Genomic DNA, 12414 nt, shown 5'->3' on the forward strand with positions numbered 1-12414 from the left:
GGCCGAACGCGCTGCTCCGGGAGAGTGACCGGAAACCCGCGTGTCGCACCCCGTGCCCAGCACCCCCGTCTGGCGTAGCGTCGGGTCCAGCAGCCGTCTGCCGAGGGAGCGAAGCGTCGTGAAGAAGCTGATCAACACCCCGGAGAGCGTCCTGGAGGACGCGCTGGCCGGAGTGGCCGCCGCCCACCCCGAGTTGACGGTGGACATCCCCAACCGGGTGATCACCCGCGCCGCCCGCCCGGCCGGCCCCAAGGTCGCGCTGATCTCCGGCGGCGGCTCCGGCCACGAGCCGCTGCACGGCGGCTTCGTCGGCACCGGCATGCTCGACGCCGCCTGCCCCGGCGAGGTGTTCACCTCACCCGTCCCGGACCAGATGCTGGCCGCCGCCAAGGCCGTCGAGAACGGCGCCGGGGTCGTCTTCATCGTGAAGAACTACACCGGCGACGTGATGAACTTCGAGCTGGCCGCCGAACTCGCCGCCGAGGAGGGCCTGGAGGTCCGCACCGTCCTGGTCAACGACGACGTCGCGGTCGAGGACTCCACCTGGACGGCCGGCCGCCGCGGCACCGGCGCCACCGTCCTGGTCGAGAAGACGGCCGGCGCGCTGGCCGAACGCGGCGCCGGCCTGGACGAGGTGGCCGCCCTGGGCGAACGGGTCAACGCCGCCTCCCGCTCCTTCGCGATCGCCCTCGGCGCGGCCACCGTCCCGGCCGCCGGCAAACCCGGCTTCGACCTGCCCGAGGACGAGATCGAGGTCGGCGTCGGCATCCACGGCGAGCCCGGCCGCCGCCGCGAGAAGCTGCGCCCGGCCCGCGACCTCGCCGCCGAGGTCGTCGAGACCGTCCTCGCCGATCACCACCTCACCCCGGGCGACGAGGTGATCGCCCTGCTCAACGGCCTCGGCGCGACGCCGCTGCTGGAGCTGTACGTGGTCTACGGCGAGGTCGCCGCCCGGCTCGCCGCCCACGGCATCACCGTCGCCCGCAGCCTGGTCGGCAACTACGTGACCAGCCTCGACATGGCCGGCTTCTCCCTCACGCTCACCAAGGCCGACACCCAACTGCTCGAACTCTGGGACGCCCCGGCCGACACCCCCGCCCTCAAGCGGGCCTGAGGAGGACCCGGCATGGACTTCGACCCGCAGCTGTTCGACTCCTCGCTCGCCGAAGCCTGGATCCGCGCGATCGCCGCCGCCGTCGAGAAGGAACGGGCCCGGCTCACCGAGCTCGACTCCGCGATCGGCGACGGCGACCACGGCAGCAACCTCCAGCGCGGCTTCGCCGCCGTCCTCACCGCCCTGGACGGCCTCCGACCGACCGACCCCGGCGCCGTCCTCACCAAGGCCGGCACCACCCTCGTCTCCAAGGTCGGCGGCGCCTCCGGCCCGCTCTACGGCAAGGCCTTCCGCGCCATCGGCGCCGCCCTCCCCGGGCCCGCCGGCCCGGCCGCCCTCGCCGACGCCCTGGCCGCCGGCCTGGACGCCGTCCGCGCCCTCGGCAAGGCCGAACCCGGGGACAAGACCATCGTCGACGCCTGGGCCCCGGCCGTCGCCGCCCTGTGCGACGCGGCCGCCGCCGGCGCCACCCTCCCCGAAGCCGCCGCGGCCGCGGCCGACGCCGCCGACCGGGGCGCCCGCGACACCGTCCCCCTCCGGGCCCGGAAGGGCCGCGCCTCCTACCTGGGCGAACGCAGCATCGGCCACCAGGACCCGGGCGCCACCTCCACCGCCCTCCTCTTCCGCGCCCTCGCCGACGTCACCGCCGCCTGAGGCCCTCCTTCCGGCGTTCCCCGGGCCCCGCAAGGGGCGCGGGGAACGGCGCGAGGCGCCCCCCACCCACCCGCGTTCCGGCCTCCCACCTCGCTCCCCCTCGATCTCAATCCGACCGCGTGATCAACAACAGCAACGCGTCGTCCTTCAGCGCCCCACCCGTGTGCGCCAGCAGATCCGCGTACACCCGCCCCACCGCCGCCTCCAGCTCCCCCGCCGACCGCGCCGCCCCCCGGACCAGCGGTCCGACCCGCTCGGCGAGCGGGTAGAACTCCCCGCTCTTGCGGTGCCGCGCCTCGATCACCCCGTCCGTGCAGAGCACCAGCACGTCGTCCGCCCCGAACGGCTGCCCCCAACTGCTCGGCTCCCCCACCGTGAGCCGCCCGAGCCCCAGCGGCACCCACGGGTCCGGCGCGTCCAGCACGTGCGCCCGCCCGTCCCCGTCGACGCGGATCGGCGGCACGTGCCCGTACTGCAGCAGTTCGATCTCCCCGGGCGCCCGGAACTCCGCGAACAGCGCGGTGGTGAACTCCCCGTCCGGCACGTGCCGTTCGACGCTGGCCTCGATCCGCGCCGCGACGCCCCGCAGCCCGGCCTCGTCGTACGCGGCCTCGCGGAACGCGCCCAGCACCACGGCGGCGGTCTGCACGGCCGCGAGCCCCTTGCCCCGGACGTCCCCGACCGCGACCCGGGTCCCGTGCGGCGTCTCCAGCACCGAGTAGAGGTCGCCGCCGATCCGTGAGGCGTCCGCCGCCGACACGTACCGGACGGCCAGGCGCAGCGGTCCGACGACCGGCCCGGGCAGCCGCAGCAGGGCCCGCTGGGCGGCTTCGGCGACGGAGCTGACCGCGGCGAAGGCGGCCGCCCGCCGCATCCGGATCCTGGCGACCCAGGCCGAGAAGAGCGTGAGGACGACGTAGCTGACGATCGCACCGTAGAGGAAGCGCTCGTCGTTGATGTTGTCGACGCCGTCGTACACGCTGAGCCCGTAGACGGCGAAGATCCCGAGCGAGCAGATGCCGAGCAGTTCACCGGGCTTGAGGGTGAGCGCGGCGATCGCCGGGACGACGGTCATCAGCGGTGCGAGGTAACGGTCCTTTCCGGTGAGGAAGTCCGCGAGTGCGACGAGCAGGACGGCGACCAGCGCCGGGGTGGCGCGCCGCCAGAACGGCACGTCCTGAAGGTCGGCGGCCAGCAGGGCGTCGTGCTGTCGGCCCGGCGGAAGCCCGGCGGCGGTGGGCGTCGAGGGGGACTGGGCGCGGCGGATCGGGAACACATATCGAACATAAGGGACGATCTCGACGCCCACCCATCCGCCCACCCCGCGCGGCCATACCCCGTGGGGGTATGGTGTCACCGAGGTCGGAGACGACAGTTCACCGAGACCACCGCTACCGCCCCCAGGAGGCCCCGATGTCCAGCACCATCACCTACACCGTGTCCGGCATGAGCTGCGGCCACTGCGAGAAGGCGATCAGCTCCGAGCTCTCCGCCCTGGACGGCGTCACCGGCGTCTCGGCCGACTCCGCCGCCGGCACCGTGACGGTCTCCTCGCTCGCCCCGCTCACGGACGAGCAGATCGCCGCCGCGATCGACGAGGCCGGCTACGAGCTGGTCGGCCGCAGCGCCTGAGCCCCGAGGTGCGGCCGGGCCCGGTCCGAACCACCGGCCCGGCCGCACACCCTCAGCAAGGAGCACACCCGCATGACCACCTCAGCCCCCGACGTCGAGGCCGGCGGCCTGGTCGAGCTGTCGATCGGGGGGATGACCTGCGCCTCCTGCGCCGCCCGGATCGAGAAGAAGCTCAACCGGATGGACGGCGTCGAGGCGACCGTCAACTTCGCCACCGAGAAGGCCCGGGTGGAGTACGGCCCCGGTGTCACGGTCGAGGACCTGATCGCCACGGTGGAGCGGACCGGCTACACCGCCGAACCCCCGCCGCCCCCGGCCGAGCCCGCACCGGAGACCGCCGTCGCCGAGGAGCCCGGCCCCCTGCCCGATCCCCTGCGCGAGCGGCTGCTGACCAGCGCCGTGCTGAGCGTCCCGGTGGTCCTGCTCTCCATGGTCCCGGCCCTGCAGTTCGACAACTGGCAGTGGCTGGCCTTCGCGCTCACCGGCCCGGTCGTCGTCCACGGCGGCCTGCCGTTCCACCGGGCCGCCTGGACCAACCTCAAGCACGGCGCCGCGACCATGGACACCCTGGTCTCGCTCGGCACCCTGGCCGCCTTCGGCTGGTCCTGCTGGGCGCTGTTCCTCGGCCACGCCGGCCGGCCGGGGACGCACCACGGCTCCCCGCTCTCGATCGGCGCCACCGACCCCTCCTCCAGCCTGTACCTGGAGACGGCCGCCGCTGTCACCGTGCTGATCCTGCTCGGCCGGTTCCTGGAGGCCCGCTCCAAACGCCGGGCCGGCGCCGCCCTGCATGCCCTGCTGGACCTCGGCGCCAAGGACGTGGCGGTGCTGCGCGGCGGCCGCGAGGTCCGCGTGCCGGTGGCCGGGCTCGCCGTGGGGATGCGCTTCGTGGTGCGGCCGGGCGAGAAGATCGCCACCGACGGCACCGTGGTCGAGGGCGGCTCCGCGATCGACGCCTCGATGCTGACCGGCGAGTCCGTACCGGTCGAGGTCGGGGTCGGCGACGCCGTCACCGGCGCCACCGTCAACGCCGGCGGCCGGCTGGTCGTCGAGGCGACCCGGGTCGGCGCGGACACCCGGCTGGCCCGGATGGCCAAGCTCGTCGAGGACGCGCAGAACGGCAAGGCCGCCGCCCAGCGCCTCGCCGACCGGATCTCCGCCGTCTTCGTCCCGGTGGTCATCCTGATCGCGCTGACCACCCTGGTGGCCTGGCTGCTGGTCTCCGACAGCCCGACCGAGGCGTTCACCGCCGCCGTCGCCGTGCTGATCATCGCCTGCCCGTGCGCCCTCGGCCTGGCCACCCCCACCGCCCTCATGGTCGGCACCGGCCGCGGCGCCCAGCTCGGCATCCTGATCAAGGGCCCGGAGGTGCTGGAGACCACCCGAGCCGTCGACACCGTCGTCCTGGACAAGACCGGCACCGTCACCACCGGCCGGATGACCCTGCTCGCCGTGCACACCGCCGAGGGCGTCACCGAGGCCGAGGCGCTGCGCCTGGCCGGCGCCCTGGAGCACGCCTCCGAGCACCCGATCGGCGCCGCGATCGCCGCGGCGGCCGCGGACCGGACCGGGGCGCTGCCGCCGGTCGACCGGTTCCGGAACCTCCCCGGCCGGGGCGTGCAGGGGGTCGTCGAGGGCCGCGAGGTGGTCGCCGGACGCGAGGCCCTGCTCGCCGACCGCGCCCAGCACCTGCCGCCCGCCCTGGCCCGCGCGGCGGCCGCCGCCGAGGCGGCCGGGCGCACCGCGATCACGGTCGGCTGGGACGGCGAGGCCCGGGCCGTCCTGGAGGTCGCCGACGCGGTCCGGCCGACCAGCGTCGAGGCGATCGCCGGGCTGCGCGCGCTGGGCCTGACCCCGGTGCTACTGACCGGCGACAACCGGGCGGTGGCCGAGGCCGTGGCCGCCGAGGTCGGCATCGAGCCGCAGCACGTGATCGCCGAGGTGCTGCCCGAGGACAAGGTCGCGACGGTCGAGCGGCTGCAGGCCGAGGGCAGGGTCGTCGCGATGGTCGGCGACGGCGTCAACGACGCGGCCGCGCTCGCCCGGGCCGACCTGGGCCTGGCGATGGGCACCGGTACGGACGCCGCCATCGAGGCCGGCGACCTCACCCTGGTCCGCGGCGACCTGCGCGCCGCCGCGGACGCCATCCGGCTCTCCCGCCGCACCCTGGGCACCATCAGGGGCAACCTGTGCTGGGCCTTCGGCTACAACGCGGCGGCGATCCCGCTGGCGGCGGCCGGACTGCTCAACCCGATGATCGCGGGCGCCGCGATGGCCTTCTCCTCGGTCTTCGTGCTCACCAACAGCCTCCGGCTGCGCCGCTTCCAGCCGTCCTGAGCGGCCGCCCCGAGCACGCGCGAAGGGCCCCGGACCGGTCGACCGGTCCGGGGCCCTTCCGCAGGCCCGTGGAAGCGCGCCTCAACGCCCCAGCAGCTCGCCGCCGTTGCAGTGCAGGATCTCGCCGGTGATGAACCCGGCCTCGGGCGAGGCGAGGAAGTGCACGGCCGCCGCGACCTCCCCGGTCTCGCCGATCCGGCCGAGCAGCGTGCGCGCCGCCCGGCGGGCCACCTCGGCCTCGTCCAGCCGGGGCCCGAAGAACTCGGTGCCGCTGACCGTCCCCGGCGCGACGATGTTGGCGGTGATGCCCGAGGTGCCCAACTGGGCGGCCAGGAAGTGGTTCCAGGCGTGCAGCGAGGCCTTCGCGGCGCCGTACGAGCCGGCCCCGCGCAGCGCGGCGATGGAGCTGATGGTGACGACCCGGCCGGAGCCCACGGTGAGCCGGTCGCGGATCGACTCGGTGAGCAGCACCACGGTCAGCACGTTGCGCTCGAAGTCTCCGCGCCAGCGGGCGAGCAGGGCGTGCGGCCCGCCGCCGATCACGGTCTCCCGGCTGCCGGCGTTGTTCACCAGCACGTCGATCCGCTCGGGCAGTTCACGCAGCGCGTCCTCGACGGCGTCCGGGTCGGCGAGGTCGCAGACCAGCGGGGTGACGCCCGGGCCGAGGTCGGCCGCGGCCTTCTCCAGGACCGCCCGGCGGCGGCCCACGATCACGACCTGTTCGCCGGCCTCGGCGAACCGTCGCGCGACTTCGTACCCGATTCCCGTACCACCGCCGGTGACGACGACGTTCCTGGCCATCTGCGCACTCCCTCCCCAGTTCCGCCGACGCGCTACGAGGGTGCGCGACGGTCCGTACCGGAATGCCACGATTCCTATCACGCTCGGTTGCCGTGACTGCGGGGAGGGTGACGTCGGGCGCGGGGGAAGGTGTGGTATGGGCCCGGTACGACGCGCACACGGAGCGTGGCGAGAGGCAGCTCACACCCCCCGGGCGTAACTTCTCGCACCCTGATACGTCTTAGGTTGGTAGTGCGGCAGTTTTCCGGCGGGCCGGGACGACGAACGGCAACGCGTCCCGATCGGTTCCACCGGCTGCCGCCGACGGGGCTCCGGCGGGCCCCGGGACGGTCGTCGTTCTCGACGGCCTTCGCGCACGGCACCGGGCTGCCGGCGGGCCGGGGACGCTTTGAGCGGCCGTCCCCGGCTGCGGCCGGCCCCGGAGTCGTGCGCCGTACGGCCGCGTCCCCGCGTGGGCCCTTTGGCCCCACTCGCGCGGGAACGCACAGGGGCCCGGCCGCGCGTTCTGCGGCCGGGCCCCTGCGGTTTTCAGGTCAGCGCTGGTCGAGCGCGACGTAGTCGCGGATCGCGACGCCGGTGTAGATCTGGCGCGGGCGGCCGATCCGGCTGGTCGGGTCGTTGATCATCTCGTGCCAGTGGGCGATCCAGCCCGGCAGCCGGCCGAGGGCGAACAGCACGGTGAACATGCTGGTCGGGAAGCCCATGGCGCGGTAGATCAGGCCGGTGTAGAAGTCCACGTTCGGGTACAGCTTGCGCGAGATGAAGAAGTCGTCCTTGAGGGCGTGCTCCTCCAGCTTGAGCGCGATCTCCAGCAGCTCGTCGTTCTTGCCGAGCTGGCCGAGGACCTCGTGCGCGAGCTGCTTGACCTGCGCGGCGCGCGGGTCGAAGGCCTTGTAGACGCGGTGGCCGAAGCCCATCAGCTTGACGCCGGCTTCCTTGTTCTTCACCTTCGTGATGAACGCGTCGACGTCGCCGCCGTCCTTCTTGATGCTCTCCAGCATCTCCAGGACGGCCTGGTTGGCGCCACCGTGCAGCGGGCCCCACAGGGCCGAGATGCCGGCCGAGATGGACGCGAACAGGTTGGCGTGGCTGGAGCCGACCAGGCGCACGGTGGAGGTCGAGCAGTTCTGCTCGTGGTCCGCGTGCAGGATGAGCAGCTTGTCCAGCGCGTTGACGACGACCGGGTTGAGCTCGTAGTCCTCGGCGGGGACGGCGAAGGTCATCCGCAGGAAGTTCTCGACGTAGCTCAGGTCGTTGCGCGGGTAGACGAAGGGCTGGCCCATCGCCTTCTTGTACGCGTACGCGGCGATCGTCGGCAGCTTGGCCAGCAGGCGGACGGTCGACAGGTGGCGCTGGTCCGCGTCGAACGGGTTGTGGCTCTCCGGGTAGAACGTGGAGAGCGCGCCGACCACCGAGGACAGCATGGCCATCGGGTGGGCGTCCCGCGGGAAGCCCTGGAAGAAGCGCTTGACGTCCTCGTGCAGCAGGGTGTGCTGGGTGATCTCGCGGTTGAACTGCTCCAGCTGGCCCGCGTCGGGCAGCTCGCCGTTGATCAGGAGGTACGCGGTCTCGATGAAGCCGCCCTGCGAGGCGAGCTGCTCGATCGGGTAGCCGCGGTACCGCAGGATGCCGTTGTCGCCGTCCACGAAGGTGATCGCGGACTTGTAGGCGGCGGTGTTGCCGAAGCCGTTGTCCAGGGTGACCAGGCCGGTCTGCGGGAGCAGCTTCGAGATGTCGAAGCCGGCGTTGCCCGCAGTGCTCTCGACGACGGGGTACTCGTACTCGCCGTCCTGGTACCGCAGTACTACCGAGTTGTCGCTCACGTCTTCCTCACCGACGAAATGAATCCTCTTCCAAGGTGCCCTGACTGTCTCTACCATCCCCCATCCGGAGGACAGTCGCGCACCCGGGGTGGCCCGATAGGGCCCGCCCCTACAAAACCTATTGCCGTTGCCGGTACGAACCGGACAAGATCGGCACCACCCTAGGCTCTGCCGTAAATCTCTTCACGTCAAGAGAACATTAGAGGCAACGATCCGGTTGGATAATCATCCAGTCGCCAGCCTATGATCGAGGGCCGCATGCCGCCGACCAGCACTGACGGCCCGCACGGCCTGCGCGATCGCCTTCCGTGACCCGACCAGCACGACGAGTTTCCTGGCCCTGGTCACGGCGGTGTAGAGCAGATTCCGCTGGAGCATCGTCCAAGCGGACATCGTGACCGGAATCACCACGACCGGGTACTCGCTGCCCTGCGAGCGGTGGATGGTCACCGCGTACGCGTGCGCCAGCTCGTCCAGCTCGTCGAAGTCGTACCCCACCTCCTCGTCCTCGTCGGTCAGCACCGTCAGGCGCTGGTCGTCCGCGCTGAGGGCGGTCACCACACCCACTGTGCCGTTGAAGACGCCGTTGCGCCCCTTGTCGTAGTTGTTGCGGACCTGGGTGACCTTGTCCCCCACCCGGAACGTACGGCCGCCGAAACGGCGTTCGGCCAGCCCCTCCCGGGCCGGCGTCACCGCCGCCTGCAACAGCGTGTTCAGGTTCCCCGCCCCGGCCGGGCCCCGGTGCATCGGCGCCAGCACCTGCACGTCCCGGCGCGGGTCGAAGCCGAACTTCTGCGGGATCCGCCGCGCCACCACGTCCACCGTCAGCCCGGCCGCCCGCTCGGCGTCGTCCTCCGCGAACAGGAAGAAGTCCGCCAGACCGTCCGTCAGCGGCGGCTTCCCCTCGTTGATCCGGTGCGCGTTCGTCACCACCCCCGACTGCTGGGCCTGCCGGAAGATCCGGGTCAGCCGCACCGAGGGGATCGGCCCGCCCTCCGCCAGCAGGTCCCGCAGCACCTCGCCGGCCCCCACCGAGGGCAGCTGGTCCACGTCCCCCACGAACAGCAGGTGGGCACCCGGCGGCACCGCCTTGACCAGCTTGTTCGCCAGGATCAGGTCCAGCATCGAGGCCTCGTCCACCACCACCAGGTCGGCGTCCAGCGGCCGGTCCCGGTCGTACGCTGCGTCCCCGCCCGGCTTCAGCTCCAGCAGCCGGTGCACCGTCGAGGCCTCCGCCCCGGTCAGCTCCGCCAGCCGCTTCGCCGCCCGCCCGGTCGGCGCCGCCAGCACCACCTTCGCCCGCTTCGCCAGCGCCAGCGTCACGATCGACTTCACCGTGAACGACTTGCCGCAGCCCGGCCCCCCGGTCAGCACCGCGACCTTCTCGGTCAACGCCAGCCGCACCGACTGCTCCTGTTCCGGCGCCAGCTGGGCCCCGGTCCGCTTCGCCAGCCACTCCAGCGCCACCGGCCAGTCCACGTTCCCGAACCACGGCATCCGGTCGGTGTCCGAACGCAGCAGCCGCAGCAGCTGGTTGGCCAGCGAGATCTCCGCCCGGTGGAACGGCACCAGGTAGACCGCCGTGATCGGCTCGCCGCCCTCCCCCGGCACCGACTCGCGCACCACGCCCTCCGCCGCCACCAGTTCGGCCAGGCAGTCGATCACCAGCCCGACGTCCACCTGCAGCAACTTCACGCCGTCCGCGATCAGCCGCTCCTCCGGCAAGTAGCAGTGCCCCTGGTCGCTGCTCTGCGAGAGCGCGTACTGCAGCCCGGCCTTCACCCGCTCCGGGCTGTCGTGCGGGATCCCCACCGCCTGCGCGATCCGGTCCGCCGTCAGGAAGCCGATGCCCCACACGTCCGAGGCCAGCTTGTACGGCTCGTTCCTCACCACCCCGATCGAGGCGTCGCCGTACTGCTTGTAGATCCGCACGGCCAACGAGGTCGACACCCCGACCCCCTGCAGGAAGACCATCACCTCCTTGATGGCCTTCTGCTCCTCCCAGGCCGCCGCGATCTTCTTCGTCCGCTTCGGTCCCAGGCCCGGCACCTCGATCAGCCGGCCCGGCTCGTTCTCGATCACCTCCAGGGTGTCCACCCCGAACCGCTCCACGATCCGCTCGGCGAACCGCGGCCCGATCCCCTTGATCAGCCCCGAGCCCAGGTACCGCTGGATGCCCTGCACGGTGGCCGGCAGCACCGTCGTGTAGTTCTCCACCGTGAACTGCCGCCCGTACTGCGGGTGCGAGCCCCACCGCCCGTGCAGCCGCAGCGACTCCCCGACCTGCGCCCCCAGCAGCGCCCCCACCACCGTCAGCAGGTCGTTCCCGCCCCGGCCGGTGTCCACCCGGGCCACCGTGTAGCCGGTCTCCTCGTTGGCGTACGTGATCCGCTCCAGCACGCCCTCGACCTGCGCGAGCTGGAGCGGAGCCTGCTGCCCCGACTGCGCCTTCCTGCTCACCGGAGCCCCCTTCGACCGGTTCGGGTGGACCTATCCGGTACGCACCGTACCGCCCCGCGCCGACAGCGCCCGAAGCCGCCGGAACGGCCCGCGGACCCGCCGTGCACCACCCCCACCGAGGTGCCAGGCTGAGGAGGACGAGGGGGCCGTCGACCGCGCCCGCCCGGGCCCGTCCGAGGAAGCAGCACCGCCATGCTCACCACCGCCTACCGCCCCGGCACCCCCGTCTGGCTGGAGCTGAGCAGCCCCGACACCCGGGCCTCCGCCGACTTCTACACCGCCCTGTTCGGCTGGACCTTCGACTCGGCCGGCCCCGAGGCCGGCGGCTACGGCTTCTTCAAGCTCGACGGCCGGACGGTCGCCGCCCTCGGCCCGCTCCCCGAGGAGGGCACCCTGCCGAGCTGGACGGTGTACTTCGCCACCCTCGACGCCGACCGCACCACCGGACTCGTCGACCAGGCCGGCGGCCGCGTCCGGTTCACCCCCTTCGACGTCTTCACCGCGGGCCGGATGGCCGGCTACACCGACCCCACCGGCGCCGACTTCGCCGTCTGGCAGCCGCACGACACCCGCGGCCTGGGCGTCGTCACCCAACCCGGCAGCCTCTGCTGGACGGAGTGCCACAGCATCGACGCCGAACGCGCCAAGTCCTTCTACCGGGCGGTCTTCGGCTGGCAGGAGCGGGACGTCCCGATCGGCGAAGCGCTCCTCTACACCGTCCTCACCCCGGCCGGCGGCGGCACCGACGACGCCCACGGCGGCCTCGTGCAGCTCGACCCCCGGCACACCGCGCGCGGCACCTCCTCGCACTGGCTGCCCTACTTCGAGGTCCCCGACGCCGACGCGGCCCTCGCCACCGCCGAGAAGCTCGGCGCCACCGTCAGCCTCCCCGCCACGGACGTCCACGGCGTCGGCCGGCTCGCCCGACTCCTCGACCGGCACCGCGCGCCCTTCGCCGTCATCACCAGTACCGGGAGCGGGGAGTGACGGGCCGTTCGTCCCCGAGAAGGGGCTGGAAGGCCCCCTGAACGAGCGACGGGCGGGCGACTAGACTCCCGATGCCATGAGCGACCTCACGATCCGCCAGGCCACCGTCGCCGACCTGCCCGCCATAGTGGCCATGCTCGCCGACGACCCTCTGGGCGCCACCCGCGAGACCCCCGGCGACCCCGCCCCCTACCGGGCCGCCTTCGCGCGCATCGACGCCGACCCGAACCAGCACCTGGTCGTGGCCGAACGCGCCGGCCGCGTCGTCGGCACCCTGCAGCTCACCCTGATCCCCGGCCTCTCCCGCAAGGGCGCCAGCCGCACCCTCATCGAGGCCGTCCGCATCCACGCCGACGAGCGCGGCAGCGGCCTCGGCACCGAACTGATCCAGTGGGCCGTCCGCTGCTCCCGCAACCTCGGCGCCGCGATCGTCCAGCTCACCTCCGACGCGACCCGCGCCGACGCGCACCGCTTCTACGAGCGCCTCGGTTTCGAGCCGTCGCACGTCGGCTTCAAGCTGATGCTCTGACAACCACCCGCCGGCACCCGCGTGCCGGAAACGCGAAAAGGCCCACCCGGGAACCCGGGCGGGCCTTTTCTGAAGAA

Annotated in this window: 10 protein-coding genes; 6 read left to right on the forward strand and 4 right to left on the reverse strand. The window is 72.9% G+C overall.

Annotation, left to right across the window (positions count from 1 at the left end; translation table 11 throughout):
• The first annotated feature begins 118 nt into the window (after nucleotides 1–118).
• Nucleotides 119–1114 (forward strand): dihydroxyacetone kinase subunit DhaK, encoded by a 996-nt coding sequence (dhaK, locus tag AB2U05_RS09745; RefSeq protein ID WP_045692756.1) that lies wholly within the window; start codon nucleotides 119–121, stop codon nucleotides 1112–1114.
• Between the two features lie 12 nt (nucleotides 1115–1126).
• Nucleotides 1127–1768 carry a dihydroxyacetone kinase subunit DhaL gene (dhaL, locus tag AB2U05_RS09750; protein WP_369183032.1) on the forward strand — a complete coding sequence of 214 codons (642 nt, stop codon included), beginning with the start codon at nucleotides 1127–1129 and terminating at the stop codon, nucleotides 1766–1768.
• A gap of 106 nt (nucleotides 1769–1874) precedes the next feature.
• Here dhaL and AB2U05_RS09755 read toward each other — a convergent pair whose 3' ends face one another.
• Nucleotides 1875–3044 (reverse strand): PP2C family protein-serine/threonine phosphatase, encoded by a 1170-nt coding sequence (locus AB2U05_RS09755; protein ID WP_369183033.1) that lies wholly within the window; start codon nucleotides 3042–3044, stop codon nucleotides 1875–1877.
• A gap of 137 nt (nucleotides 3045–3181) precedes the next feature.
• Between AB2U05_RS09755 and AB2U05_RS09760 the strand changes: the two genes are divergently transcribed.
• On the forward strand, nucleotides 3182–3400 hold the full coding sequence (locus AB2U05_RS09760; RefSeq protein WP_045692754.1) for a heavy-metal-associated domain-containing protein: 219 nt from the start codon (nucleotides 3182–3184) through the stop codon (nucleotides 3398–3400).
• A gap of 72 nt (nucleotides 3401–3472) precedes the next feature.
• On the forward strand, nucleotides 3473–5737 hold the full coding sequence (locus AB2U05_RS09765; RefSeq protein WP_369183034.1) for a heavy metal translocating P-type ATPase: 2265 nt from the start codon (nucleotides 3473–3475) through the stop codon (nucleotides 5735–5737).
• 81 nt (nucleotides 5738–5818) lie between these two features.
• On the opposite strand, the gene AB2U05_RS09770 is transcribed toward AB2U05_RS09765, so the two are convergent.
• From AB2U05_RS09770 to AB2U05_RS09780, 3 genes are all read right to left on the reverse strand, one after another.
• Nucleotides 5819–6538 carry an SDR family NAD(P)-dependent oxidoreductase gene (locus tag AB2U05_RS09770; protein WP_045692752.1) on the reverse strand — a complete coding sequence of 240 codons (720 nt, stop codon included), beginning with the start codon at nucleotides 6536–6538 and terminating at the stop codon, nucleotides 5819–5821.
• A gap of 533 nt (nucleotides 6539–7071) precedes the next feature.
• Nucleotides 7072–8361: a citrate synthase gene (locus AB2U05_RS09775; RefSeq protein ID WP_045692751.1), complete on the reverse strand. Its 1290-nt coding sequence runs from the start codon at nucleotides 8359–8361 to the stop codon at nucleotides 7072–7074.
• 225 nt (nucleotides 8362–8586) lie between these two features.
• On the reverse strand, nucleotides 8587–10821 hold the full coding sequence (locus tag AB2U05_RS09780; protein ID WP_045711727.1) for an ATP-dependent RecD-like DNA helicase: 2235 nt from the start codon (nucleotides 10819–10821) through the stop codon (nucleotides 8587–8589).
• A 192-nt stretch (nucleotides 10822–11013) separates the two neighbouring features.
• Here AB2U05_RS09780 and AB2U05_RS09785 point away from each other — a divergent pair, with 192 nt between their 5' ends.
• Entirely contained in the window at nucleotides 11014–11808 is a 795-nt protein-coding gene (locus AB2U05_RS09785; RefSeq protein WP_369183035.1) for a VOC family protein, read from the forward strand.
• 76 nt (nucleotides 11809–11884) lie between these two features.
• A complete protein-coding gene (locus AB2U05_RS09790; protein ID WP_045692748.1) occupies nucleotides 11885–12337 on the forward strand; it encodes a GNAT family N-acetyltransferase in 453 nt (150 codons plus the stop codon).
• Nucleotides 12338–12414 lie beyond the last annotated feature (77 nt).

Origin of the sequence: Streptomyces sp. Y1 (genome assembly GCF_041053115.1) — a bacterium.
In the GTDB taxonomy this organism is placed as follows: Bacteria; Actinomycetota; Actinomycetes; order Streptomycetales; family Streptomycetaceae; genus Kitasatospora; species Kitasatospora rubellomurina.